The organism is Ulvibacterium sp. (assembly GCF_965228935.1).
Taxonomy (GTDB): domain Bacteria; phylum Bacteroidota; class Bacteroidia; order Flavobacteriales; family Flavobacteriaceae; genus Ulvibacterium.
In genome coordinates this window covers 4380739-4407020 of record NZ_OZ245846.1, presented here as the reverse complement: position 1 = coordinate 4407020, position 26282 = coordinate 4380739, and the positions used below count along the sequence as shown (strand labels likewise).

18 protein-coding genes and 1 tRNA gene are annotated in these 26282 nt (G+C 44.4%); 8 read left to right on the top strand and 11 right to left on the bottom strand.

The window, feature by feature from the left end; genetic code table 11:
- Positions 1-43 precede the first annotated feature (43 nt).
- The gene (locus ACO06Y_RS18605; RefSeq protein WP_422080534.1) at positions 44-1081 is read left to right on the top strand and encodes a substrate-binding domain-containing protein; all 1038 of its coding nucleotides are present in this window, start codon (positions 44-46) and stop codon (positions 1079-1081) included.
- A gap of 222 nt (positions 1082-1303) precedes the next feature.
- Here the strand turns inward: ACO06Y_RS18605 and ACO06Y_RS18600 are convergent, their stop codons facing one another.
- Together ACO06Y_RS18600 and ACO06Y_RS18595 are read right to left on the bottom strand one after the other, a co-directional pair.
- The gene (locus tag ACO06Y_RS18600) at positions 1304-3934 is read right to left on the bottom strand and encodes an ABC transporter permease (RefSeq protein ID WP_422080533.1); all 2631 of its coding nucleotides are present in this window, start codon (positions 3932-3934) and stop codon (positions 1304-1306) included.
- Positions 3927-4265: a PadR family transcriptional regulator gene (locus ACO06Y_RS18595; protein ID WP_422080532.1), complete on the bottom strand. Its 339-nt coding sequence runs from the start codon at positions 4263-4265 to the stop codon at positions 3927-3929. The genes ACO06Y_RS18600 and ACO06Y_RS18595 overlap by 8 nt, the downstream gene beginning before the upstream one ends.
- A gap of 491 nt (positions 4266-4756) precedes the next feature.
- On the opposite strand from ACO06Y_RS18595, the gene ACO06Y_RS18590 reads away from it, so the two are divergent.
- Positions 4757-7165 carry an FtsX-like permease family protein gene (locus ACO06Y_RS18590; RefSeq protein ID WP_422080531.1) on the top strand — a complete coding sequence of 803 codons (2409 nt, stop codon included), beginning with the start codon at positions 4757-4759 and terminating at the stop codon, positions 7163-7165.
- 20 nt (positions 7166-7185) lie between these two features.
- Entirely contained in the window at positions 7186-7515 is a 330-nt protein-coding gene (locus ACO06Y_RS18585; RefSeq protein ID WP_422080530.1) for a helix-turn-helix domain-containing protein, read from the top strand.
- Between the two features lie 162 nt (positions 7516-7677).
- On the opposite strand, the gene ACO06Y_RS18580 is transcribed toward ACO06Y_RS18585, so the two are convergent.
- Positions 7678-9783: a carcinine hydrolase/isopenicillin-N N-acyltransferase family protein gene (locus tag ACO06Y_RS18580; RefSeq protein ID WP_422080529.1), complete on the bottom strand. Its 2106-nt coding sequence runs from the start codon at positions 9781-9783 to the stop codon at positions 7678-7680.
- Between the two features lie 61 nt (positions 9784-9844).
- Entirely contained in the window at positions 9845-12211 is a 2367-nt protein-coding gene (locus ACO06Y_RS18575) for an ABC transporter permease (protein ID WP_422080528.1), read from the bottom strand.
- Positions 12212-13095: 884 nt separating this feature from the next.
- Between ACO06Y_RS18575 and ACO06Y_RS18570 the strand changes: the two genes are divergently transcribed.
- The gene (locus tag ACO06Y_RS18570) at positions 13096-14130 is read left to right on the top strand and encodes a helix-turn-helix domain-containing protein (RefSeq protein ID WP_422080527.1); all 1035 of its coding nucleotides are present in this window, start codon (positions 13096-13098) and stop codon (positions 14128-14130) included.
- A 191-nt stretch (positions 14131-14321) separates the two neighbouring features.
- Here ACO06Y_RS18570 and ACO06Y_RS18565 read toward each other — a convergent pair whose 3' ends face one another.
- The 3 genes from ACO06Y_RS18565 to ACO06Y_RS18555 form a co-directional block, all read right to left on the bottom strand.
- The gene (locus tag ACO06Y_RS18565) at positions 14322-14519 is read right to left on the bottom strand and encodes a hypothetical protein (RefSeq protein ID WP_422084252.1); all 198 of its coding nucleotides are present in this window, start codon (positions 14517-14519) and stop codon (positions 14322-14324) included.
- 97 nt (positions 14520-14616) lie between these two features.
- Positions 14617-17292, bottom strand: coding sequence for an ABC transporter permease (locus ACO06Y_RS18560; protein ID WP_422080526.1), 2676 nt, complete (start codon positions 17290-17292; stop codon positions 14617-14619).
- A 6-nt stretch (positions 17293-17298) separates the two neighbouring features.
- Positions 17299-17625, bottom strand: a complete 327-nt coding sequence (locus ACO06Y_RS18555) for a PadR family transcriptional regulator (protein WP_422080525.1) — start codon at positions 17623-17625, stop codon at positions 17299-17301.
- Between the two features lie 391 nt (positions 17626-18016).
- On the opposite strand from ACO06Y_RS18555, the gene ACO06Y_RS18550 reads away from it, so the two are divergent.
- Positions 18017-20395, top strand: a complete 2379-nt coding sequence (locus ACO06Y_RS18550) for an ABC transporter permease (RefSeq protein WP_422080524.1) — start codon at positions 18017-18019, stop codon at positions 20393-20395.
- 173 nt (positions 20396-20568) lie between these two features.
- Positions 20569-21711 (top strand): SUMF1/EgtB/PvdO family nonheme iron enzyme, encoded by a 1143-nt coding sequence (locus ACO06Y_RS18545; protein ID WP_422080523.1) that lies wholly within the window; start codon positions 20569-20571, stop codon positions 21709-21711.
- Positions 21712-21795: 84 nt separating this feature from the next.
- On the opposite strand, the gene ACO06Y_RS18540 is transcribed toward ACO06Y_RS18545, so the two are convergent.
- Together ACO06Y_RS18540 and ACO06Y_RS18535 are read right to left on the bottom strand one after the other, a co-directional pair.
- Complete coding sequence (locus ACO06Y_RS18540; protein ID WP_422080522.1) at positions 21796-23334, bottom strand: IS1182 family transposase; 1539 nt, start codon at positions 23332-23334, stop codon at positions 21796-21798.
- A gap of 404 nt (positions 23335-23738) precedes the next feature.
- Positions 23739-23812 (bottom strand) — tRNA-Met (locus tag ACO06Y_RS18535).
- A gap of 132 nt (positions 23813-23944) precedes the next feature.
- Here ACO06Y_RS18535 and ACO06Y_RS18530 point away from each other — a divergent pair.
- Both ACO06Y_RS18530 and ACO06Y_RS18525 read left to right on the top strand, forming a co-directional pair.
- Complete coding sequence (locus ACO06Y_RS18530) at positions 23945-24328, top strand: START-like domain-containing protein (RefSeq protein WP_422080521.1); 384 nt, start codon at positions 23945-23947, stop codon at positions 24326-24328.
- Between the two features lie 53 nt (positions 24329-24381).
- Positions 24382-25233 (top strand): aminotransferase class IV, encoded by an 852-nt coding sequence (locus ACO06Y_RS18525; RefSeq protein ID WP_422080520.1) that lies wholly within the window; start codon positions 24382-24384, stop codon positions 25231-25233.
- Here the strand turns inward: ACO06Y_RS18525 and ACO06Y_RS18520 are convergent.
- On the bottom strand, positions 25230-25790 hold the full coding sequence (locus ACO06Y_RS18520) for a YqgE/AlgH family protein (protein WP_422080519.1): 561 nt from the start codon (positions 25788-25790) through the stop codon (positions 25230-25232). The two genes, ACO06Y_RS18525 and ACO06Y_RS18520, sit on opposite strands and share 4 nt — an antisense overlap.
- Positions 25791-25912: 122 nt before the next feature.
- Positions 25913-26185, bottom strand: a complete 273-nt coding sequence (locus ACO06Y_RS18515; protein ID WP_120710976.1) for an HU family DNA-binding protein — start codon at positions 26183-26185, stop codon at positions 25913-25915.
- Positions 26186-26282: the final 97 nt, after the last annotated feature.

Here is a 26282-nt window from a genome sequence, read left to right as displayed (position 1 = left end):
CTTAATTCTAGCGATAAAGTTCTTTTGACGGCACTAAGAATTTATGGACAAAAAACTTACAATCAAAGAAATCGCCAAACTGGCCAATGTCTCCATTGCCACAGTAGATCGGGTCTTGCACAATAGAGAGGGTGTCGCATCGAAAACGGCCCGGCTGATCAAAAAGATCATGGAAGATCGCAACTACGTTCCCAATACTTTCGCTAGAAACTTGGTACTGAACAAAAGTTTCAAGATCGCGGTGCTACTTCCCAAATATGGGCATGATGACTATTGGTCCTGTTCTTTCAAAGCTGCAAAGATTGCGATCAAGGATTTTAAGTGCTTAGGTATAGTTACCGCTGTCTATCACTATAATCAAAGGGAGAAAGCTTCCTTCCATGAAGTCGGGGACCAAATCCTTAAGGACGGGAATGATGCCGTTCTTTTGGCCCAAGTGATTTTAGAGGGAGCCAATACCTTTTTGGAAGACTGTAAAAAAAAGAAGATCCCCTTTATATTGATGGGTTGTAATCAACTCGATTTGGGTGCAATCACCTATTTCAGACAGAATTCGTACCAGGGGGGAAGATTGGCGGCGGAACTTTTAAGTTTAGGACAAAAAGAGGCTTCGAAATTTTTGGTTCTAAATATTACAACTGCCCAAAACCAATATTTCAGGGTAGAGGAAAGGATAGCGGGATTTGAGTCCTATTTCAAAAGAAACAATGGCCCGAATTTTGAAATCGAGGTATTCCCCGTTTCATGGAAGGATAAAAAAATAGTAGAACAAATCAGCGATAAACTAAATCCCGACAATAGGATATCGGGAGTATTTATTCCGAATTCGGAAGCTTTTGTACTGGAAAAGGCCCTGTCTCCACAGAATCACGTCCGTATTGTTGGTTATGACCTTTTGCAAAGGAATCAAGCTCTTTTAAAGACCGGGGAAATAAACTTTTTAATCGATCAACGACCTTACGAACAGATTTATCAAGGAATCAAATACCTTTATAAATATCTAGGGTTCCGACAGAATCCCCCAAAGGTGGCCGATCTTCCTTTGAATATTGTTACCAGGGAGAAATTGATATACTGCTAGGGGGTATAAATTAATTTTTACGGTCGCTGATCAAAAGCTGGCCCCATAAACCAATATTTCCTATGAATTGAACCACTGCACCAAAACTTTTTTAAAAGGGCAAGGTTAATAGGATTAAATTAGGAAATTTCAAATACTTATAAAACGTTTGTTTTATGGGGCACTTCGGTTTCTAAGAATCTGAACCACTGGCAATTGCAAAATTCAACAGATTGTGGATTCTTACTCCGCCCGTAGGGACTTGACCGGATCTGCGGTTGCAGCTTTAATGGCCTGAAAGCTGACCGTCAACAGTGTTATAAGCAAAGCTCCTAATCCGGCCATCACAAAGACCCACCACGATATTCCCGTGCGATATTCATAATTTTCCAGCCAATTATTAAGGAAATAATAGGCGACCGGAACGGCGATAAAACAGGAAACCGTTACCAATACGAAAAAGTCACGGGACAAGTTCATGCAAAGATTTTCCACGGATGCCCCCAGCACTTTTCGGATACCTATCTCCTTGGTCTTTTGTTCGGCCAAGAAAGCCGCCAGTCCGAAGAGCCCCAGACAACTTATCAAAATGGCCAGTAGGGCGAAGAACCCCGCCAGTTCGCCTATGCGTTCCTCTGCCATGAACTTGGCCCTGTATTCGGCCTCCACGAACCTATGGTCAAAGGAAGTGGATGGGACCAGTTCATTGAAAACCCCCTTTATCTTTGGCAGTGCGACGTTCAAATTGGAGGATGGGTTCAATCGGATATGTATATAGGGCAGATCCTCACCAAGAAACATCAGGGAGGGGGGTACGGGCTCGAAAGGCGATGATCGCACCATATCCCTTACCACCCCAAGGACGGTATAATTCTTTCCCCCGCCCTGTTTCCAATATATAGTTTCCCCGACAGGGTCCTCCAGACCCATCAATTTCATCGCCGATTCGTTGATCAATACACCAGAGTCGTCGCTGGGGAAATCCCTCGAAAAATCCCTTCCCTGCCTTAACTGCCATCCGATGGTTTCCCCGAATCCCCGGGTAACGTAGAAAACTTTGAAGATGGGATCAAAATCTGGAACCTTGTCCTTCCAGTCGAACCCGCTCTTATTGAACTGGTTCTCCGTTACGGCCACTCCCGAACCGGCCACTTCGGCCACTTCCCCGGTACGCAGCAATTCGGCCCTGATCATATCGTACTTTCCCGAATAGTCCCTGGTCGTCATTTTGAGCATAAGCAGGCCATTTTGTGAATACCCTATGGGGCGTTCCTTAACGTATAGGATCTGCTTATGGATCATTAAGGTGCCGATGATCAGACTAATGGAAACCGTGAACTGGAACACTACCAGTATTTTACGGGGAGAGGCCCCAAAACGACCGGTCCGGAAAGTGCCCTTTAAAACCTTTACAGGTCGAAAGGAGGACAAATAAAAGGCGGGGTAGGCCCCGGCCAGTAAAGTCGTAAACAGTATGAAGGACAGACAGGCGGACCAGAACCATGGATTTTCCCATAATATATGGATGGTCTTGTCCATGACCCCGTTGAACCAGGGCAGGACCAAGAGCACCAGGCCGAGCGATAGGACAAATGCAAATGTGACAAGGAGCAGGGACTCGACAAGGAACTGGCCGATCAACTGCCATTTCCGGGAACCGATCGTTTTGCGTATACCCACTTCCTTGGCCCGCCTTACGGCCTTGGCGGTGCTCAGGTTCACAAAATTGATACAGGCCAAAAACAGTACGAACGCACCGATAATCCCATAGAACCAGATGAATTCCAAGGCATCGCTCATGACCCGTACCCCATTTTCAAATTCGGAATATAGATGCCATTCGTCCATCGGGTGCAAGAACAGTTTCGGTTTTCCGTTAGATGCCCTTTTCTTGTCCACATGTGGCAACATGGCATCGGCTATCAGTTCGGTCACTTCGTCAAAATCGATATCGGGGCGAATCTGGACATAAATGACGGCATTTTCATCTTTCCATGAGTCCGGGCTCGACTGGGTGTATTTTGAAAAGAACAGATCGGACGAAATTAGATATTCCGTTCCGGCGAATTCCGAATTGCCCGGAAGGTCTCCATAAACACCGGTAACCTGTAGCGTGGATTCGCCATCCATGGAGACGGTGCGCCCAACAGGGTCGACATCCCCAAAGAGCTTGTGGGCAAGGGATGACGAAATCATTATGGAGTTCAGGTCCCGTAACCCTCCCCGGCTACCGGATAACATATCCAAAGTAAGCATTTCAGGACCTTGGGGTTCCATAAATACGCCGTATTGGGAAAATTTGCGATTCTTGTATGCAATGACGTGGTCACCGGTCCAGGGCATGACCATGGCCACCCTTTCGAAATAATCGCCATAGGTATCACGCAAAAGCTGGGCAATACCGAACTGTACGGTGCTATAGGTATAGGTCTCCCCGAAAAAAATCTCCTTTTTTGTAATCTTTGCGATTCGGTCATGGTTCTTGTGATAGGTGCTAAAGGAAAGCTCGTCATGGATCCAAAGGGCGATGAGCATGGCCGTTGCCATACCTAGGGCAAGCCCTCCGATATTGAGGGCGGAATAGCCCTTGCTCTTGAAAAGGTTCCTCCAACCGATTTTTAGGTAGTTTTTGAACATAGCTTTATTTACAATTTCGATTCTCATCGGGAACGACCTTATGAGCCCTGGCCTAAAAAGTCTGAGCACGTCAAAAGTGAATTGTCGCTTTGCATGACGTACACCTTTTTCCTCCTTCCGCCTCGCGAACCTTTCCCTCAGATCCCCTTCCAGGTCCTCCGAATAATCCGGTCGGCAATACCAACGGAAAAAGGAGAGTATCCAATTCGGGGGACCATTATTATCCTTTTTAGACATAACCCTTGTCAAGTTCCAGATTGGGGATGGCGTTCCATAGGCTCAACCGTTGTTCTTTTGTGGTCTCCAATGTTTTTCTCCCGTAGCTTGTAAGGGCAAAATAACGCTTACGCTTGCCCCCGCGCATTTTGGTCGCCTCTCCAAGCTTGGAGGAAAGGTGCCCCTTTTTTTCCAATCGCCTCAGTACCGTTTGCAGCGAGCCGATGCTGACCTTTCGGTCCAACCTTTTTTCCATTTCATCGTTGATGGCGATACCATACGCCTCATCGTGCAGTACGGCTACGGTGAGCAGGACTACCTCCTCGAATTCCCCTAGGTGATGTTTGCTCATGATCATATATTTAACTCGAATGTAGCTAATATAACTGATCACGCCTAATTTTATACTTAAATGTGGTTTTTATTTCCATATCGATTGGATTCATAGTAAGGACAACGTAATGTTCAACCTGTTACAGTTTGAAACGTTAGAATTTGGACAGTGTCGTAAAATGGCCAATTAGTGGGATGGATTGAAAAGATGTATAGGATTCCCTAGAACTGTTCTCTTTAAGGGAATCCATTTTGGTCGGGTTCTCACCAGAGATTTGGTTCTACACATCAAGAAATCACCAAAGTGTAAACTTTATTGACGGATTATGTCAAATTTTTTTACACCGGAACTTTCCAAAAAGAAAAGCTAAGATTACATTTAATTGATTATTAAACAATTATCATTTTGGCACGATTTCGGTACGATTTTTTGCGCCATCACTTTTTCTGTGAAAATCTAGCTTGTCGGGTAGCGGGCCTCTACCGAAGAGCATCCAAAACGTAAATGCCATGTTAAGGCACCATCTGCTATTGTTCCTCAGGAACGTCAAAAAAAGTAAAACCACTTTTCTGATCAATCTTACCGGGCTATCCACAGGTTTGGCTTGTACCCTGCTCATTGCCCTTTGGGTCTTCGATGAACTCCGTGTGGACAAATTCCACGAGAAAGATGACCAGTTATACCAAGTGATGCAAAATTTTCAATTTGAAGGAAATATCGAGACCGAGGGCAGAACCCCTGTTCCCTTGGGGCAGGCGCTATTGGAGGAAATGCCGGAAGTTGAATATGCAGTTGCAATCAACGATTTCTTTTCCTGGCGCAGTAGGGAAGGCATCCTTTCGAACGGGGACAATCATATAAAGGCTGGTGGGTGGCACGCGGGCCCCGATTTTTTCAATGTCTTTTCCCACAGGCTTCTGCATGGGAACAAGGGCCAGGTGCTGGCCGATAAGAACAACATCGTCCTATCACAAGACCTGGCAAAAAGAATTTTCGGGACTCTGGAAAATGTCATAGGAAAAACCTTGGAATGGAAACATCCCTCCTTTGAGGGCACATACGAAGTCTCCGGAGTTTTTGAGGATCCCCCTGTCAATGCCACGGCACAATTCGATTTTCTGATCAGTATGGAAATCCTATTGGAAAATGACCGTTGGGCAAAAAAATGGGGCGGTGGTTATTCCGAGACCTTCTTGATCCTTAAAAAGGGTACGGATATCGAACGGTTCAACAAAAAGATAGCAGGTTTTAAAGGTTCCAAGGTCGATTGGGACGACCATAGCTCTTTGTTCCTTCAACAATATTCCAAAAAGTACCTCTACGGAAACTATGAGAACGGCATACCGGTAGGGGGTAGGATAGCCTATGTACGGTTGTTTTCGATTATTGCCCTGTTCATACTGTTGATCGCCTGTATCAATTTTATCAACCTATCCACGGCATTGGCATCACGGAAAATGAAGGAAATCGGTATAAAAAAGGCCATCGGGGCCAATAAGAAAGCATTGGTGGCCCAATATTTGGGGGAATCCATTCTTACTTCCTTTCTATCCCTGATAATTGCCATTCTATGGGTCATTTTACTCCTTCCCCAATTCAATGAAATCGCAGGGAAACAACTTCATTTAAATATGGGCCTCTATGAGGTATTGTTCATTTTCGGAATTGTATTGCTTACCGGACTTGTTTCGGGTATCTATCCGGCATTTTACCTTTCAGGCTTCAAGCCCGTAATGGTCTTGAAGGGGAAATTCAATACTTCCACAGGAGAGGTATGGGCGCGTAAAGGACTGGTCGTTTTTCAATTTGCCCTTTCGATTATTTTTATTGTCGCCCTGTTGGTGATTAACAGACAGATTGCATTCGCCCAAAACAAGAATATGGGCTACAACCGTGACAATATCCTTAGTTTTCAATGGAAGGGTAAACTATATGACAAATGGAACGGACTATCGGAGGGAAAGTCGAACGAAAGATTCTACACCTTTATGGCAGAGTTAAGGGAAGTGCCGGGAATTGTGAACGCAACGAATATGACCGGGAATATCCTGAACGAGATTTATCTGCAAAGCGATATTTCATGGAGGGAACATGATTCGGACAGGAATTTCCTTTTCCGGTCCCCTGTGGTGGGCTACGACTTTATCGAGACCCTTGGCATTGGGCTAAGGGAAGGGCGGACTTTTTCAAGGGATTACGGAGACGATTACTCGAAGATTATATTGAACGAGGCCGCCGTCAAGAAGATGGGACTCAAAGATCCCGTCGGCCATACCATAGACATGAACGGGGGCAGCCAGATTATCGGGGTCGTCGGGGACTTCCATTACGGGTCGCTCCATAACCGAGTGGAACCGCTTATCTTTAGGTTCGATCCCCACGGGAGGAACATCATGGCCAAGATAAAGGCCGGTACGGAAATGGCCACCCTGGAACGCTTGGAGAGAGTGCACCGTGAATTTATGCCCGAATATCCCTTTGAACATACCTTTATGGACGATGACTACCAGGCCCTGTATGAATCCGAGAGCCGGGTTGCTGTTTTGTCCAAATATTTCGCTGGCTTGGCTATCCTTATTTCCTGTTTGGGCCTGTTTGGGCTGGCCACCTTCAATGCGGAACGGCGACGAAAGGAAATCAGCATCCGAAAAGTGTTGGGCCAAAGTGCCGCACAGGTCACGGCAATGCTTTCCGGCGATTTTGCCAAACTTGTTCTTACATCGACCTTGATCGCCCTTCCCGTGGCCTACCTGTTGATGCATAACTGGTTGTCTGGATTTGCGTATCGGATTCCCCTGCACATCGGGTATTTTTTTGGAGCCGGGGGCGTGGCGCTGCTGGTAGCATTGCTTACCGTGGGCAGTCAGGCGATCAGGGCCGCGAACAATAATCCTGTCGATGGGCTTAGGGATGAATAAACATTTGTCGATCAAGTAAAATGCTCAAGGACAGGTTAAGAAAACTAAGGTTGGAAAATAATCTGACCCAAGTGACATTAGGAAAAATCAGTGGGGTGTCCAATGTACAAATTGGACGGTATGAAAAGGGACTCTCGAAACCAACTGCAAAGACCTTGGCCAAATTGGCAAGGGCATTGGATATAGACCCTGGCTACTTCACTGACCGGGATAAATTCCCTGGTGATAACTGTCTAGAAGGGCATATTGAACAACTGAAGCTGGTAATCAAGACTAAGGAGGACCTTAAATTGATAATGGCCCTAATTGATGTCCTAAAGCAAAAGAACGTTGCCAAATCCGCGCATTGACCTCTAAAAAAAAGTGACTTTTTCTAAGCGCCAGGACTGTAAAAGAAATTATGGGGTCATAATAAACGGCAAGTTTATTTATAGAACTGAACGGGGAAGAAAGAGAAAGTTCCGAAATATGTTGGTTTTACGGGATTTCGTGATTTAGGGAAAAACTACTGTTCAATTTCGATAATTCCCAATAATCTTTGCATCAACCCAATAAATATCCTGATTGCTCGTGTAAAAAAGAAACTTACCATCTTTGCTTACAAATGGGCAAAGTTCATGCCCCTTACTATTTACTAAATCCCCCATATTCCTTGACTTTGTCCAAGTGCCGTCCGTATCTTTAAAGCTTATGTAAAAATCCCCTTGGCCAAAACCGTCAGGCCTTGTAGCACAAAAGATGAGATAGGATCCATCTGGGGCCACAAAAACATCCGCCTCGTAGTGAGATGTGTTGATGGCTTCACCCAAGGATTCTGGATCTTGAAATTCCCCGTCCACCATTTCTGAAATATAAATATCGAAGTTCCCATTGTTCTTATTTGATGAAAAGTACATCGTGCCATCATTGGTAAAAGAAATGTAGTATTCATCTGCATCCGTATTTATGTTCGGTCCGGCATTCATGGGTTCGGACCACCCATTTTCTGTCCTATTGGCATACCAAATATCATAGTCATCCTTTTTCGTCAGTCCGTCCATGCTTCTCTGTGAGATAAAATACAACCGCTGCTCGTCTGTGGAGAGAAAGGGGTCGTTATACCCATATAGCTCGTGTGAAAAAATGGTTTTGGGTTTGCTCCATTCACTTGCAGCCAACTCGGAACAACGAATTTCTTCCTTGCCATTGACATTGACCGCATAAAAGAACTCCGTACCTTTCTCATTGAAGACCGAACCAAACTCATATTCGCCTTTTTTAGAAATAAGGTCAGGGGCGAATACTTTTGGGGTCGTTGTTGGCGGGGTTTGTTTTAGATATTTTAGGTTTTCATCAGCTTGTGGCAAAAACTTGGTGCCCTTGATTTTTTTCAAGGTTTTTGTTGCTCGTATTTCTTCCCTAGATCCTTTTTCAACGGTTGCGATTGCTTTTTGGTAATTCTTAATCGAAACCTCTTTTTTACCTAACACCATGTTGATATATCCTACCATTTCGTGAAAATGGAACCCATTCTGGTTTAGATTGTTACTTTTTATATACTCAAGAATTTTCAAGGCCTGGAAAAGCATTTTGTTCTCCGATTGCCAAATCATTCTGTAGTCGGTCAAAAAAGGAATGTAATAATAATCAAAAGACAGATTGTCATAAGCAACACGTGCTTTGGCAATCAATGAATAGGGTATCCACGTAAAGTCTTCCTTTATCCTAGCAGCTTTATCCGGATGATCATTTACGAATTGTTCAAACATTTTGATGCCTGCTTCCACTCCTTTTTGTTCAACTTCGTTCGCTATCAAGTGATAATAATAACTATCTTCCGATTCTTGAAAGTTCATTGCGGCGAAAGTTTTTTCATTGAACAAGTCCCATAGGTTTTCCATTCGAAACCCCTTTTCGAGTTCTTCTTTTAAGTCTATCACAATGGACTCGTTATAATTATGGAACCAATTGATATGGATTTCACGGTTTTTCAGGTCGTAAATATTGGAGTACTGCGTGGACACTTTCCCCTCCTGGTGCACATCGTCCAGGATTTCCCTAAAAAAGGGAACTGAAATATCCTTGGTTTGGGCAAGCGCATTGTCTATTTTATCATAGCGCAAACAATCATAGTTGTTATCCTGTAAATTACAAACATTGAAGTTGGTGGTAATCTGATAGTCCCCGGTTTTATGAACGATGGTGTCCGCATTGATGAGTACGGATTTTCCAGATGCATCCGCCATGAGCATTTGCGAGGAAAAAGCAGAAAATGTATATTTTTTGAACATTTCCAGTGCTTCTTCAATGTTTTTGCAGCTAGCGAGTATCTCTGCGGTGGTAACAAAATTTACCTCTCGATTCTTTGATTCTATTCTGGGAATGGCTGCAAAGTCGAAGAACAGGCCATGCTCGTTCATCCCGGCTTGGGTCTGCATATTGTTTTTTCCGAAAAATACAGCTCCATATTTATTATCGGTCGCAGGAACAAACCACATGTAATGAAAGGAAGTATATTCGTCCTCATTTGCCCCCACGAGAGTTTGTCCATTTTTTGAACAGGTGAATATGGAACAAGCATTCGCTTGTTGTTGAAAGAGTATTCCCAAGGTCAATAAAATTAGGTTTAGGCGTTTCATTGGTATTTGTTTTTGATTAAACTCATTGACTCAAAAGGTGGCTCGTGACATGGTCGTCGACTCACTCCGTTCTCAAACTTTTTACAGGATTGGCATTTGCAGCTTTTATGGATTGAAAGCTCAAGGTAAACGTTGCGATGCCCAATGTTATCATAGCGGCAATACCGAACGACCACCACGGCATATGGATACGGTACTCAAATTCACCTAGCCACCTGTCCATCAGATACCAGACAATAGGACTCCCAATGACAATGGCAAGCAGCACCAATTTTAGAAAATTACTTGCCAATAAAATGGTTATGCGTCTATCGGATGCGCCCAACACCTTCCGAATCCCTATTTCCTTGACCTTTTGCCGTGCCATGAACAGCACAAGACCAAAAAGACCGAGACATGAAATAAAAATAGCCAGTAGGGAAGCATATTGGGACAATGTAAAGAACATGGTCTCACTTTCATAAAGCTCGTCGTATTCGCTATCTGTGAAGCTGTACTCAAATGGAAAGGCAGGGTTCAATTCTGCGTGCAATGATTCCAAGGATGCAACAGTCTGACGAACGTTCTTTGGATCTATTCTGACCATAACGCTACCGAGTCCTGTATGATCCAATGCATATCGAATTATCAAAGGCTTAATGGAGGTCTTTATGGTATCAAAATGAAAATCCTCAATAACACCTACAATGGTGCCGTCCATGCCCCATTGACTTAGCGGTTGGCCCACAGGGTTTTCCAGACCCATGGCCTTCACAGCAGTTTCGTTGAGGATGTATTGAAAGTTTTGGTCGCTATCCCTAAAGTCCCGTCCTTCCAAAAGTTTGGAATCCCATGTTTTAATAATATCCCCTGATGCCGCGACCGTTACAAATTGGGTTCTATCGTTTTCCGCTTTACCGGGCCATATCACACTAAATGTGCCGCCGCCTATTCGGACAGGGGAATCTAAAGATGCCGATATAGACTTTACTCCTGGTAACTTGAGCGCACTATTTTTATACGTTTCAAAATTATTTCGTAAATCCCCTTCTAAATAAAAGGCCAACAAATTGTTTTTATCAAAACCCAGATTCTTGTTTTGAATAAAATCAATTTGCTTAGAGACTATGAGCATGCCACAGATCAATATGATGGAAAGGGAGAACTGAAAAACGACCAGTCCCTGGCGTACCCACTTCAACCCAAAATCTGACCGTAATTTTTTCGATACAATATCTATGCCCCGAAATGAAGAAAGCATAAATGCAGGATAACTCCCTGCCAAAAGCCCGGTAAACAGGGTGACCCCTAAAATTCCAAGCCACGTATATATAGGAAGGTCGGATAAACTTATACCCTTTCCGGTCAAGTTATTGAAATGGGGCATTATGAGCATCAAAAAGGCAAGGGCAATAATGGTGCTTACCAAGGAAAGCAATATGGCCTCACTCAAAAATTGATAGATCAAACCATGCTTTTTGGCACCAAGAACCTTTCTGACCCCTATTTCCTTTGCTCTTTTTAAAGAGCCCGCCGAGGCAAGGTTCATGAAATTGATACAGGCCATCAGCAATACGAAGAAAGCAATCAGTCCAAAGATTCTAACGTTTTCTATTCGTCCGCCATCAATCTGTCCGTTTTCGAAATTGGAATACAGGTAACGGTCTCCCAATGGCTGTAGATAAAGCTCAATATTAAAGTCCTTACCAATATTTGAATTATAGTCCGCTAAAAAATTCTTGATCTTGGGTTCAAATGAAGGAGCATCAGCTTTGTCAGCAAGTTGAATAAAGGTATTGGGCGCATTATTGTTCCAACTTTGTGTCCAACTATTTTCCCTACAAAAAACATCCCAATGCATGAAAAAATCATTTCCTTCCATGATACTGGGGCCGGTCAGCTCATATACTCCCGACACTTGAAATCTATCCGAGTTTTCATAGATAAGCACTTTTCCCATGGCATTTTGAGCATTGCCAAAGAACAAGACGGCCATTTCTTTAGAAATAGCGATATCATTTATTGTATTTATTGCGCTGGCCGCGCTACCTTCAATGAACTTGTAGGAAAACATCTTGAAGTAATCTGGACTTACATAGTTCCCGTTTTGTTTAAAAACCTTAGGACCGTTGGAGAAGTTTCTCGTAATAGGTGAAACGGAGGGACTTGCTTTTTCGACTTCAGGGAACTTAAGCTTCAGTTCACTGTGTAGATGTGCAGGTGTGTTGTAGTACCCGTTAACCTTTCCGTCTGAAAATGACCTTTCATATACCGAAAAAAGTCTTTCCGCATTTTCATGATGCTTGTCCGTTGCTACTTCATCGGAAATCCACAGGTATATCAAAATACTGCAGAGCAGCCCCGAGGCCAGACCCAATATGTTCAATAGGGAAAAAGTTTTGTTCTTGAGCAGGTTTCTCCAGGCAAGTTTCAAATTGTTCTTGATCATGATTTTGATTTTGCGGATTGGTATTACAAATCGGCACATAACTTCCAATGCTTGTAATATTATGGCCTCTTACCGTTCAATTGCGTGTCAACTATCGTACCGATCATATAACATGCTTCAAAACAGTGATTTATAAAAAAAATTGTTCTGTTGCTCTAAAATCCAGTGTCAAAAAAGTTAACACGCTTGCCCATTTATTTTACACCAACAAAAGAATTGGACCTATTTTCTTGGTATGGAAATAAAACACAAATACAGTGGGTGGAATCGCTCTTTTCATTCGGTCTTTTTTATTGGCGAGTTAACGAGACTCTCAAAGACAAAGGAGTCGATTCCCAAGAAATGTCGGCTTTATAAGACAAACCAAAAGCCCAACGATTCTTTTTTAGTGGTATCCGACTCGCTATTTATACAAATCTTTCTTGAACACAAACGTTTATCCCTATAAAAAAACAAAAGCTCACTTATTACAGGGTTTGGGAATCAGTGGACCTCTCCCCGAAATTCTTGCAGAAGGTAAGGTCTGGGAGTACCACAATCCTTGAATGCACGGGGAATCCACACCGCATCTACAGGGGGAGGCTTTTTAATTGTCAGGCTCATTTCTATGGATACCCAACAACCGGCCGAAGGCTTTAGGGGTTTCAGATCAATTTTTATTTCTAAAGAGTCAAATAGTTTTTCCTGATTTGTTACTTTGAATTTTGTATACGGTATGATTCCTTCATCGCCGATGTACTCAGCACGAAGCCCGGTCGTACCGGGCTTTTATTTTTTGCCCTGTTCTCGTTATTTAATCGTAGCTTTATCCTGCTGAGTACATGTGTCTTAAAAACTCCTTATTTGAGACAGGTGAAACTTTTACCATTGAAAATATAGGAGTCATGAAGAAAAAAATCAATCTTGTCGATAGTGGTGTTGGTGATATCATAGCATCGATGGCCAACTCTTTGGAAACACCGTTCAACAAATCAAGAAATGAATATTACCTTGAACTACCGGAACCGTTCGGTACGGGGTTTTTATACGGCCATAGCTACGACCATGGGTTCGGTGTTGTAGACGCAATCTATCGCCTAAAAAAGGATTTTCACTTTGAACTGGACAAAGGGATGGTCCATCCATTGAAAATAATATTCAATATGGGCGATGACTATCAATATAAGTTGGAACACCAGCCTGAATATTCCGATATCAGAAATCTTGAAACGATGATCGTGGCAAGTACGCCCAAGAACAATCACCGCTTTTTGATACCTTCCAATTCAAACACGAGTATCTTTTCCCTTGAGATCAACCGTAAACTTTTCGAGACGCGGATCAAAAGCCATCTGGACGCCCTTGATATGGAGCTGGAGGATATCTTCAGGGATGTCAACGGTGTCCTTCCCTTCTTCTTCAAGACGAATATGAGCTATGAGATCTCCAATATGATAGAGGAATTCCGGAACTGCAGCTCCATCGGGTTGGCGAGGTCAATCTATTTGGAAGCGAAGGCCTATGAGATCTTGGCATCCTTCATACAATTGTACTTGGACGATATACGAAAAGTCAATGACAGGCGAATTTTCAGGCACAATCATTTACAGGCCATCAAGAACGCGGCGGACTATATTAAGGACCATATGGATTCGCCCATTACCATAAGTGTCCTTGCACGCAAGCATGGGCTGGGCACCAGCATCCTCCAGAACGGCTTCCGTACCGTTTACGGTATGAGCGTGAACGAGTTCATTCGGAACGAGCGACTGTTGTTGGCCAAGCAACTGTTGGAGGAGGGCCAACTGTCCATATCCCAGATAACCTATGCCGTGGGCCTTAATTCCAAGAGTTACCTTTCCAAGATATTTGCGGAGCGGTACGGTATGGCACCATCGCTTTATCGTGAAAAGTACCTTAAACGCTCTGGTACTCAGTAGGCTGGATAACCGCTTGAGAGTATTTATCAATCCTTAGAACTGCCATTTTCCCTTCCGTTGCAAATCTTGCATATCGGCATCAATGGGTACAACCTATTTGAAAAACGCTGGTTTTAAGGAACTTTATTAATTACATAAGTCTTCACCCATTATCACCACAAGATTTCAAAACATCGATTTGCTTCTTGATCTTACCTATTCTTCCTTTCCATATTTTCCAAAGGAAGAATACCTGGATGAAAAACAACACCGGTAGGAGTAGGATGGCCACTATAATTTTTGTCCCGTTCCAGGCTACGGAGCCTTCTGTAAAGGTTGTCCTTCGGAATCCTGTCCGACAGCTGGAAGCTCAGGAACAGTTTTTCGGTGTAGTTCTTTCTGCCTTGCATAACTTAAGTTACCGATTTCCCAAGGTTTATGAAAACAAGAATCGATGTAAATCAGAGTTGTGCAACAGCCACGTTAGTTTTCTAAAACTTTGGAATCTTATTCCGTTCTCAGCGTATCCGCAGGGTTCCTAATTGTAGCTATTATGATTTGCCTGCCAACGGTAAGTGCACTTATTACAAAAACGATGAGAAAACCTGAGAGTACTTCCGCTGCTCCTATTGTTGTTCTATAGAGGAATTCATTCAGCACAAATCTATCCACCACATATAACGAAATGGGAATTGCAATCAATCCCGCTAATAAAATAACATTAAAATAACCACGGGACAACAACAAAGTCAAATTTCCGATACTAGCGCCCAAGACTTTTCGAATACCTATTTCCTTTTTGCGGCTTTCCACGGTAAAAACGGCCATACCCATCAAACCAAGTGTCGATATTGAAATTGCAAGTATGGCCAAAAAGGAAATTATGGTATAGGTCGCTTTATGCTGCTGATAGGTCTCCTCAATTTTTGAATCGTAGAACGAAGCTTCGAAAGGATGGATAGGGTCAAACTTCAGATACCCGTTTTTCAATTTTTCCATGGAAGCCGTCAAGTCCTTGCCATTGAGTTTTACTCCCAATATCGCGTATCTTTCGGAGGCGGTGGGCCGAACGAATGCAAAGGCCTTTTCCAGATCCATGGTGAGGGACATGTTCACGAAGTTCTTTACCACGCCTAAAATCCCTAATCGGTCGCCGTTGTACCAGATGTTCTTGCCAATGGCCTCTTGGGGAGGGCCAAGGTCAAGACCCTTTAGGAATTCTTCGTTTACGATGATATGTTCCCGGTCTTCGCCCTCCCTTAAATCGTCAGGGAATCCAGTGCCTGCCAGTATCTCAAACTTGTGCATGTCCAGATAATTCTTGTCGATTTCATTGACCAAAAATCGTATGGAACTATTTCTGTCCACAGATTCGGCCAATCCCATGGTCGCTCCACCGGTGCCCAATACCATGGAGGATTTTGATATTCTTTCCACTTCCGGAATTTTTCCATATTCGGATTCGAGCAAATCGATATAGTCCCCCTTTATATTGACGTTCACGATTTGTTCGGTATCATACCCCAAGTCATAATCCACGGCAAACCTATATTGCTTATGGACAAGTACCGCGCACATGATGAGGCCTATGGAAAGGATAAACTGAAACACCATTAGAACCCTCCTAAGGTCGGTTCCGGAGAATACCTTGATCTTGCCCGCATCCTTGAAAATGATATTGGCATTGAGCTTCGATAGGATAGCGGCGGGCAGGAAACCTGCGATACAGCCTGTAACAATGGCAAATGCCACAAAGTAAAGCAGGTGGATATATTCCATATCCAACGAAAACATTCGATAACCCCTGGCCGCCGGATTGGGCAAAGCCAGAAATTCCGGTTTGATCAAGAAGAAAAGGCCCAGTCCCAGGATTAGGGCAATCAAGGCCAATAACACCGCCTCGACGACAAACTGACCGAATACCTGAAGACGGGATGCACCGATGACCTTTCTGATACCGATTTCCTTGGAGCGGCGCAACGCCCTGGCCAATGATAGATTGGTATAGTTGAAACAGGCCGATAAAAGCACGATAAAGGTCAGTAGTGCCATGAGAAAAATCCTGTTCTGGGGAAAAGATGGCCCAGGCAGGTTTTCAAGGAGACTGCTTTCGCCCGTAACGAAGGAATCGAGGGGCTGTAGCATATGGGTTATCGGGTCTTCGGTCGTGGAATTGATACCTTCCATGACGTTCGCAAGGACTTTTTCAACTTGTTCTTTTTTTACGGCCTCGCCCAGTACGAGATAAACATAGTTCAAGGAAATATTTTGTGGATCGGTCCAAAAATCCGATGCTCTGCGCGAAGGCGGGGCAGGGCCACTTTTCAGGGTGTTCAATGAAACCAACATCTCGAAACGCATATGCGAATTTAAAGGGGGATCCTCCATAATGCCGGTTACGGTACCATTGATGGTATCGTTCAGATCAGGGCCGGTCAACATGCTCACCGTTCTTCCCATTGGGTTCCCTTGGCCAAAAATTCTTCGCAAAGCCGACTCCGTCAATACGATACTATTCGGACCTGTCAATGCAGTTCGAGGATTTCCTTCTTTAAGCCGAAATGAAAAGACATCGAAAAAGGAGGGCGAGGAATAGAATCCCTTTAAATCGATTCCACCTTCAGCCGTTTTTATATTTGCGGTCAGTCCGTCGCGTACGATGGCGATTTCTTCCACTCCCGAAGCTTTTTCATCCAATTCGTTCGCGATGAAGATAGAGGCAGTCGCCAGCTTACGCTCCCTACCGAACATGTTTCTGGAAGATGTGACACGATAAATATTGTCCTTTTTATCATGAAAATCGTCGAAGGAACTAATCTCGGACAAAAGCAAGATCATCAATATGCCTACGGCCATGCTGATGGTCAGGCCCAAAATGTTGATTCCTGAAAAAAGGGTATTCTTTCTTAGGCCCCTTAACGAAACTTTCACATGGTTCCTGAACATGCCATAGTGGTTCGGAACTAAGTTCATTTTAATTCGCTTTATGATTATCGGTCGAAGCAATTTTAGGGTTTCCCAGAAATAATGCCTTCGGGCCTTTGCTTTGGAACAAGTCTTGATATTCTCCCGAAATAATTCCTCCATATCGCCCTCTATCTCCTCGAGATAGTCGTGCTTGACAAAAAAGCGCAAAAACCTGAGGATATATTTGGGCGGTCCAATGTCTTTCGATGGTTCCATGGCAGCCTACAGTCCTGAAAGTTCAGGCATCGATGACCAAAGCCCTGCCCTAATTTCCCTTATCTCCGTCAATACCCTGTGGGCCTGCCGACTGGCGGTATATATCCTTTTACGCTTTCCGCCCCTTTTTTGGGTCGCCTCCCCGAACTCGGAGGTCAAAAAACCCTTCTGTTCCATTCTCTTAAGTGCCGATTGTATCGACCCGACACTGAGTGTTTCGCCCAAACGGTGTTCAAGTTCCTTTTTGATACGGACGCCATAAGCGTCGTCCTGCAATACTACAACTACGAGCAGTACAAGCTCCTCGAACTCACCCAGTTTTGTCTTTTTCATTTTATTTAATTCGTAATTGCAGTAAATATAATCAAACTTATTTAATTCGTAATTGTAGTTTATATATTTATAAGGGCAAGAATGAATTTGCAACGGGAATACGGAAAAGTTCGTGCTTGCCCTTCACGATGGCAATTGATTCCCCAAATAACCCTGATGTATATTTACCAGAGGAACATTTCGGTGAATGATAGGGTTCTAAAACGAAATTAAAAAGACCGTCAAGTTCTCTAAAACCTTCGATTTATAGCACATACACAAATTATCCTTTGAGGTGTAACTTTTTTGATATTCCCGACTCTTTACGATAGGCCGTTACTTATGTTATCGCGAATCTGAGGATTTTGCAATATATACGACCAGAGGGTACCATAGTTCAAATACTTTGACCATGTTGAAACACAACTTCCTGCTCGCCATCAGAAACATCAAAAAATACAAAGGCTCTTTTTTAATAAACATCATCGGGCTTTCTACAGGACTGGCCTGCGTACTGCTGATCTTACTATGGGTCAACGATGAAGTCGGTGTGGACAAATTCCATCAAATGGATGATCGGTTGTATCAAGTGATGCGCAACCATCCCGTTGGAAACGAAATTCGAACAAATGAGGGCAACCCGGCACTGTTGGCCCAGGCCCTAAAGGAGGAAATGCCCGAAGTGGAACATGCGGTGGCCGTGGTTCCGCCCTTCTGGCATACCGGGCAGGGAATCATCGAACGCGGTGACAAAAAGCTCAAGGCAGATGCCCAATTTGTGGGGGAAGCCTATTTTAAGATGTTTTCCTGGAATTTGTTGCAGGGGAACAGGGAGGAGGTTCTTTCCGATAGGTATGGTATTGTTATCTCCGATGAGCTTGCCGATAAACTCTTTCCGGAAACTGAAAACGTTCTTGGAAAGACCATAGAATGGGAGTGGGAGGACTATAGCGGTTCATACCATATCAACGGGGTCTTTGAAAAACTTCCCCGAAACACCACCGAAAAATTTGATGTCCTGTTTCCCTATGAGCTGTACTTTCACATAAACTTGGAGGTACAGAACCTCGAAAATTGGGGCAATAGCAATCCGAGGACCTATCTCACCCTGAAGGAGGATGCCGATGTGGAAGCGTTCAATAAAAAGATTTCGGATTTTATCGCAACCAAACACGAAGGTTCGAACTCCACCCTGTTCCTCCGAAACTATTCCGATAAGTACCTTCATGGGCATTATGAAAACGGTAAGTTGGTCGGTGGTCGGATCGATTATGTATATCTGTTCTCTGGGGTGGCTCTCTTCGTACTGCTCATTGCCTGTATCAACTTTATGAACCTCTCCGTGGCGCGGGCCTCCCGCAGGATAAAGGAAATCGGGATAAAAAAGGCGATAGGGGCCGGTCGCAGAACCTTGATGCTCCAGTTCTTGGGCGAGTCGCTCCTGACCGCCCTTTTTTCGTTGATGCTGGCCCTGCTGCTCGTTCTTTTGATGCTTCCCGGCTTCAATTCCATTACTGGAAAGCAATTGGGACTTACATCGGTGTTGGAGTTCCTATGGCCCGCCTTGACCATTACGTTGCTTACGGGTCTTATTGCAGGTTGCTATCCCGCCATCCATCTCTCCGGCTTCAGGCCCGTGGCCGTCTTGAAGGGTACTTTGAAAACATCATCTGGCGAACTTTGGGTTCGGAAGGGATTGGTGGTCTTTCAGTTCGCGATTTCGATAATTTTGATCGTATCCGTTTTGATTATTCATGGCCAGACGGATCTTATCCAATCGAAGAACCTGGGGTACGACAGGGAGAACATCATCGTCTTTAAACGGGAGGGAAATCTGGAAAAGAATTGCGGGCCCTTTATGGACGAGGTCCGGAACATGCCCGAGGTCAGTGGTGTCTCAAGCTTTTGGCACGATCTGTTCGGACTCCATGGCGGTACCGGGTCGGTTCATTGGGAAGGAAAAGACCCTCAGGAACGTATCGAATTCAAGAATTTGGAGGGCAGCTATGACCTGTTACAGCTTTTGGAAATCGAAATGGCCGAGGGAAGGGCCTTCTCCAGGGAGTCCAAATCGGACACCCTCAAAGTCATCTTCAATGAAAAGGCCATCGAAGCTATGGGGCTTCGGGATCCCATAGGCAAAACCATAACGCTTTGGGGACAGGACCGACAGATTATCGGTGTGGCCAAGGATTTCCATCTGGAATCCCTTTATGAGCCGATAAAGCCAACTATCATACAATGCTATCCCATCGGTATCGATATTTTGGTAAAGATCAGGCCCGGAATGGAAAGGGCCGCAATCGATCGCATCAGGGACCTTTACGCTGAATACAACCAAGATCTTCCGTTCGATTTCAGGTTCATGGACCAGGACTATCAAAAGCTATACGCCTCCGAGACAAGGGTCGCGGTACTGTCCCGATATTTTGCGGGCCTTGCGATATTGATCTCATGCCTCGGGATTTTTGGACTGGCCGTCTACTCCGCTGAGCGGAGGCAAAAAGAGGTGGGTATCCGAAAGGTGCTTGGACAAAGTGCAGTACAGGTCGTCGCAATGCTCTCCGGGGAGTTCGTCAAATTAGTGCTGGTATCCATGCTCATCGCATTCCCGATCGTTTATCTATTGGCCAATAACTGGCTCTCCGGTTTTGCCTATAGTGTTCGGCTGCACCCCGCGTACTTTTATTCGGCTGCACTGGCTGCAATGGCCATTGCCATAATGACCGTAATTGGTCAGGCCATCCGTGCGGCCAACAGGAATCCGGTGGAAGCCTTGAAGGAAGAATAGCTACTTGGGCCGAGCGGAATGACTGGTTTCAATAGTTTTCCGAATTGGCCGACTATTCAAACGCTTTTGGAATACGGGAGTAGTTCCCGGGAAATGAATAATGTAGTGGACGGGTTTCTTGAGTCAAATGGATAACTTTATTCAAGAATGACCAAATTCAAAAAATCGTACTTATGAAAAAAGGTATATCTACCGTTCTTGTTTTAACTATCTGTTCTATCCTCATTGTCGGTTGCCGCGATAAGGAAAAGAACGATCAAGGCCATATTACCCTTGAATCCGGTCTCCAATACGAGATCTTAAAAACCGGAACCGGGGAAACGGTAAAAGAGGGAGATGAAGTAATAGTGCATGAAAGAATGGGCTACAGGGACGGGACCGAACTATACACGACCGATGGGTCGGAAAACCTGCCAAAATTCCTTGTCGGTGGAAATCAGGCCGTCGAAGGGGTCGACCAAGGGGTAAGGGGAATGCAAACAGGGGAAATACGGAAACTGATCGTTCCCCCTTCCTTGAGTAAAAGGAAACAATATCCGGATTTTCTTTCTCCGGATTCCACACTGGTCAATGAAATCGAAATCGTGGAAATCATCAAACCGGTAAAAGAGGATCTTATAAATAAGAAAATATTGTCCGATGGTCGGAAATCGGGGTTTGAAATGGTCCTTGTGGAAGGGGGCAACTTCATGATGGGAGGGGATGACCATGTTGATGACGGCGGTCCTATGGAACTGAGGATTGCCGATGAATGCCCGCATCCTGTGACCGTCAATGATTTTCACATCGGAAAATACGAGGTTACGCAGAAGGATTGGATGGAAATCATGGGTGAAAATCCAAGCAAGTCGAAGGACTGCGAAGATTGCCCAGTAGATCAGGTTTCTTGGTACGATATCCAGGAATTCATTGAAAAAGTGAACGACAAATATGGTGAATCTCTTCGTCTCCCGTCGGAGGAAGAATGGGAATTCGCGGCAAGGGGAGGCTCTAAATCGGAGGGGTATCTTTATGCCGGCAGCGATGATGTGGGCGAAGTTGCCTGGTATGCAGACAATTCGGGTGGAAGACCACATCCCGTTGGAATGCTCAAGCCCAATGAACTGGGAATCTATGACATGAGCGGAAATATCTGGGAATGGTGCAGCAATGCCAAAATACCGTATCCTTGCGATGAGATTGGCAAGGTATTCGAATCCAAGGTCCTGCGTGGCGGGACTTTTGGGAATCGTGCGACCAGTATCAGGGTCAGGGACAGAAATGGTCGTGACCCATCGATGAGATTGTCCACACTTGGCTTTCGCTTGGCGAAATGATAAAAAGGCACGTCCTATAAAACGGCCGTGGCTGTTGCATAAGTAGTCTTTGAACAAGAATTAGGCTCAAGAGGGTAGTTTTCATTATGCCTTTATGAGGATCGGTCTCGATTGGATCGACCAGTGAAAATCGGTCAGCAAGCCTTGTAGGGCATCCATAATGACCTTTAAAATACTTATGAAGGGTTTCCCTCCCCCTTTCTTGAGGTACTTTTTCAGGTTGAAGGCAATTGCTGCCATCAACATGACCTTATGTGCACCCGCCTTGCCCAGTACACCTATTTTTCTCAAGCCATAGAACTGGGTCAGGCTGCCGAACACCGGTTCCACTGTACTTTGCCTGAGTCTTTTCATTTGCCGGCCCCTTTCGCTGTGTTGTCGGGCGTAGGCCCTCAGGTATTGTTCGTCATAGATTGTTCTGGCGATTTTTTTGCTCCTCGTTTTTGGCGCACATTGGGGTTTCATGTGGCAGGCCCTGCAGTCCCTTGGTGCCGCCCAGTAGTTTTTCAGCACAGTGCCGTACTTGTTGGTACTGAGCCCCTTGAAGGGCAGCGGCCTGTCCGTCGGGCAACGGTACTCGTCCCTTTCCCTGTCGTAGGGGAAACCCTCTATCCCGGGTTTAAATTTCCCGAAGACGGGTATCCATCCGGTAAGCTTCCTTTGTTCAAGAAAATCGTAGTTGGAGCCGTTGGAATACCCTGTGTCCGCCAACAGGTCCGTCATTACAAGCTCGTTCTGTCCTAAACGGTCCTGGACCTTTAAGCCGATACCCTTCAGGTATTGGCTGTCCCTGCCGTCGGCAAAGTCCGCCTGAATATGGGAGATGACACCTTTCGCCGTATCGACCGACATACTACAAAGGTAGTTCAGCTTTCTGGCCTTGCCCGGTTTTACCGATATGCGGGCATCCGGGTCATGGGGGTTGTAGTGTGTCTTGTTGCTCAGCAAGCGTGCCTTTTTGTGGGATGCGCCCATCAGTTGCACCGGACCCTCCCTCAGGTTCCGGTGGTGTTTCTCCACACGCTTCAGCTCGTGTTCGGGGGCGGAGATATGTGCGGGAGAAGCGGTCTTCGCTTGTTTTTGCCCGGTTGCCCCGTTTTCTTCCGACACTTTTTTCAAGTGGTCGTCCATGGGGCTGGCAGGCATTTTCGGCACCACGCTTTCCATGGATGCGTTTGCCTTTATCGGGGCCGAGTCCACGGCCTGGGTGCGGCCGGACACCATCCCGCTGTCGACGCAAAGGGCAAATACCTTGTTGAAGAGTTTCTCGAAAAGGGATTCCGGGTAAAGCTGTCTTGTCCTGCTGATCGTCGAGTGCCATGGCAGCTCTTCGTCCAGGTCATAGCCCAGGAAGTAGAGCACGTCCATTCGCATACCGCAGTGTTCCACCAGTTTTCGGTCGGAGGTTATGTTCTCCAGGTATCCCGTGATCAAAAGCTTGAAGAAGACCACTGGGTCGATTGACGGGTTGCCCGTCCTGCCATATAGTTCCTCTGTGTCCCGGTAAAGAAAGCTCAGGTCGAGCGTTTCGCGGAGCCTTCTGTAAAGGTTGTCCTTGGGAACACGGTCCGACAGCCTGAAGCTGAGGAACAGTTTTTCGGTGTAGTTCTTTCTGCCTTGCATACCATAAGTTACCCATTTCCCAACGCTTATGAAAGCAAGAATTGATGAATATCAGAGTTGTGCAACAACCACGGCCGTTTTGCGGAACAGCTTAACTATAATCGAAAAGTATCCTATTCCAGTTCCATTTGTCGTTCTTTTTAGTAGTTCCGTTAATTCACCTTTTACGGCACTAAAAAATCTATAAATAATTTGCATTCGCCTTTAAATCTAAGCACCCTATCGGGTGCTTTTTGTGGTTAGGGAGAAGAAGAAATATGGAAATCCGTCCCTAATCAACTTCCTTATGCGACGAAATCCTTAATATAACTGGCTTTATAAAAAGATTAAAGCTATTACAAAATGTTGTACCTATGTTGTACCCAACAAAAAAACCCAAGACTGAAAATCTTGGGTTTCCCTTGTAGCGAGAGGGAGACTTGAACTCCCGACCTCAGGGTTATGAATCCTGCGCTCTAACCACCTGAGCTACCTCGCCATTTGATCAAAACGGCTGCAAATATAAAGTTTAATTTTGTGCCTATCAACTCTGGTACTTCAAATTATTCCCTCGGTTTTATTTTTTTATCATTTGGAAATCTATATATTGCCCGAAGAAAAAATCATCGTAATGGGCGATAAAATAAAATTTGAACTTGAATTTGTCATACAGTCCTCCCCCCAATTGCTGTATCAGTACCTGTCCACACCCTCGGGACTTTCGGAGTGGTTCGCGGACAACGTCAACTCCCGTGGGGAGATGTTCAGTTTTATTTGGGACGGTTCCGAGGAAATCGCCAAACTGTTAAAACGCAAAAGCGATGAGTTCGTAAAATTTGCCTGGGAAGAAAATGAGGATGATTCCTATTTTGAAATGAAGATCATCGTGGATGAAATCACCAAGGACGTCTCCCTTTTTATTACGGATTTCGCGGAGGAGGACGAAGTAGATGAGGCTAAAATGCTTTGGGAAAATCAGGTTTCCGATTTAAAGCATGTTTTGGGATCCCAATAACGACTTCTTATATTTAATTCTATATTTGACCTTGATTTTTTCAAGGTTTTTTTATGGTCAATTTTAACGGTACGCTCCTTCCCGAAAATGCTTTTTTTTTAAATCATGAAAATAGGGGACTCCGCTATGGGGACTCCCTTTTTGAAACCCTACGTGCCGTAGACGGGCAAATATTACTTTGGGAGGACCATTATCTCCGACTTATGGCTTCCATGCGTATCTTGCGTATGGAGATACCCATGGAATTTACCATGGAATTCCTGGAAGCCGAAATACGTAAAACGATCCATGCCGGTCCGTCCGCGAAAAATTCAAGGATCCGTTTCACCGTTTTTAGGAATGATGGGGGTCTGTATTTGCCCAAAAGCAACGAGATTTCATATGTTATAGAACGTAAGGAATTGGCCCATCCCTTTTATATTTTGGAGGAGAAATCTGTTGAGGTTGAACTCTTTAAGGATTTTTACGTGAATACCGGTTTGCTTTCCACCTTAAAAACCAGCAACAGGCTAATCAATGTAACGGGAAGCATTTATGCCCAAGAGAACGGTTATGATAACTGCCTATTGCTGAACCAAAATAAAATGGTGGTCGAGGCCTTGAACGGGAACGTTTTTCTGGTACAGGGAACTTCGATCAAGACCCCGCCTTTAAGCGATGGTTGTCTAAACGGGATTATTCGGAAAAAACTTTTGGAGATTATCGGTAACCTAAACGGCTATAACTTGGAAGAAGCGTCCATTTCTCCTTTTGAGCTCCAAAAGTCCGACGAACTTTTCATTACCAATTCTATCTCGGGGATACAGCCGGTTACCAAATACAGAAAAAAAGAATATACCACACAAATAGCCAGGGACTTAGTGGGAAAACTGAATGCAATGGTACGATTAGGTACTATCGGTTAGTTAAGACTTGGATTTTCAGGGGCATTGGACCAAAGCAGGTAGTTACCACCCAATTCGATCATTTTTTCTTTCCAAAAGGCCACAGAGGATTTTTGGATAATGGCACTTTCATATTTGTTCTTGACCACGATCCAGGATTTTGAGGACAATTCCTGATCCAACTGTAGGGACGACCAACCGGAATAACCCAAAAAGAAGCGGATATCATTTTCCGAGATAATCTTTTGGTTTATTAGGCTAATCGTCTTCTCAAAATCCCCGCCCCAATAAATGCCGTCCGAGATTTCTATACTATTATCGATCAGATGGGGGACCTTATGGATAAAATAAAGGTTGTCCTGCTCCACTGGGCCACCATTGTACACCTGAAAAGGGATTGTAATTTCCGTAATCAAGTCATTGATATGGTATTCCAAAGGTTTGTTCAGAATAAATCCTACCGAACCTTCCTCATTATGTTCAGCGAGGAGCACAACAGAACGATTGAAAGAAACGTCCCCTGTTAATGAGGGTTCCGCGATAAGAAGTTTTCCTTTTTTAGGTTTTAGACCTATCATAGTAGTATAGACTTGTTTATCTAAAATAAGACAATTCCCCTAAATACCAAAAGTCCGGATACAAAAAGGCATCCTAGACAAAGAAGTTCAGGATGCCTTGTTATATTGTAAAATCGTATAAACTAGTTTACCGCGTTCCCCAAATCGGCTCCTGCCTTAAACTTAACAACATTTTTAGCCGCAATTTGGATAGTTTTGCCAGTAGAAGGATTTCTACCTTCCCTTGCATTTCTCCTAGATACGGACCAAGACCCGAAACCAACTAGAGAAACCCGGTTTCCACTTTTAAGAGATCCCTCTACATTTCCCAAGAAGGACTCCAATGCCTTTTTTGCCGCTGCTTTTGTGATGCCAGCATCCGCTGCCATAGCGTCGATTAATTCTGTTTTGTTCATAATGTAATTAAATTAATTGTTGTTAAAATAATTTTAAAACCTAACAACAAATTTATATGGATTTGCCATGAACACAAGTAAAATCGAGGGAAATCCC

Excerpts from the sequence above, each read along its gene's own strand:
- ACO06Y_RS18515 (WP_120710976.1), bottom strand. The coding sequence starts at position 26,185 with ATGAACAAAACAGAATTAATCGACGCTATGGCAGCGGATGCTGGCATC.
- ACO06Y_RS18570 (WP_422080527.1), top strand. The coding sequence starts at position 13,096 with ATGAAGAAAAAAATCAATCTTGTCGATAGTGGTGTTGGTGATATCATA.
- ACO06Y_RS18555 (WP_422080525.1), bottom strand. The coding sequence starts at position 17,625 with ATGAAAAAGACAAAACTGGGTGAGTTCGAGGAGCTTGTACTGCTCGTA.
- ACO06Y_RS18565 (WP_422084252.1), bottom strand. The coding sequence starts at position 14,519 with ATGCAAGGCAGAAAGAACTACACCGAAAAACTGTTCCTGAGCTTCCAG.
- ACO06Y_RS18590 (WP_422080531.1), top strand. The coding sequence starts at position 4,757 with ATGTTAAGGCACCATCTGCTATTGTTCCTCAGGAACGTCAAAAAAAGT.
- ACO06Y_RS18595 (WP_422080532.1), bottom strand. The coding sequence starts at position 4,265 with ATGAGCAAACATCACCTAGGGGAATTCGAGGAGGTAGTCCTGCTCACC.
- ACO06Y_RS18530 (WP_422080521.1), top strand. The coding sequence starts at position 23,945 with ATGGGCGATAAAATAAAATTTGAACTTGAATTTGTCATACAGTCCTCC.
- ACO06Y_RS18520 (WP_422080519.1), bottom strand. The coding sequence starts at position 25,790 with ATGATAGGTCTAAAACCTAAAAAAGGAAAACTTCTTATCGCGGAACCC.
- ACO06Y_RS18580 (WP_422080529.1), bottom strand. The coding sequence starts at position 9,783 with ATGAAACGCCTAAACCTAATTTTATTGACCTTGGGAATACTCTTTCAA.
- ACO06Y_RS18560 (WP_422080526.1), bottom strand. The coding sequence starts at position 17,292 with ATGGAACCATCGAAAGACATTGGACCGCCCAAATATATCCTCAGGTTT.
- ACO06Y_RS18585 (WP_422080530.1), top strand. The coding sequence starts at position 7,186 with ATGCTCAAGGACAGGTTAAGAAAACTAAGGTTGGAAAATAATCTGACC.
- ACO06Y_RS18605 (WP_422080534.1), top strand. The coding sequence starts at position 44 with ATGGACAAAAAACTTACAATCAAAGAAATCGCCAAACTGGCCAATGTC.
- ACO06Y_RS18600 (WP_422080533.1), bottom strand. The coding sequence starts at position 3,934 with ATGTCTAAAAAGGATAATAATGGTCCCCCGAATTGGATACTCTCCTTT.
- ACO06Y_RS18525 (WP_422080520.1), top strand. The coding sequence starts at position 24,382 with ATGGTCAATTTTAACGGTACGCTCCTTCCCGAAAATGCTTTTTTTTTA.
- ACO06Y_RS18550 (WP_422080524.1), top strand. The coding sequence starts at position 18,017 with ATGTTGAAACACAACTTCCTGCTCGCCATCAGAAACATCAAAAAATAC.
- ACO06Y_RS18540 (WP_422080522.1), bottom strand. The coding sequence starts at position 23,334 with ATGCAAGGCAGAAAGAACTACACCGAAAAACTGTTCCTCAGCTTCAGG.
- ACO06Y_RS18575 (WP_422080528.1), bottom strand. The coding sequence starts at position 12,211 with ATGATCAAGAACAATTTGAAACTTGCCTGGAGAAACCTGCTCAAGAAC.
- ACO06Y_RS18545 (WP_422080523.1), top strand. The coding sequence starts at position 20,569 with ATGAAAAAAGGTATATCTACCGTTCTTGTTTTAACTATCTGTTCTATC.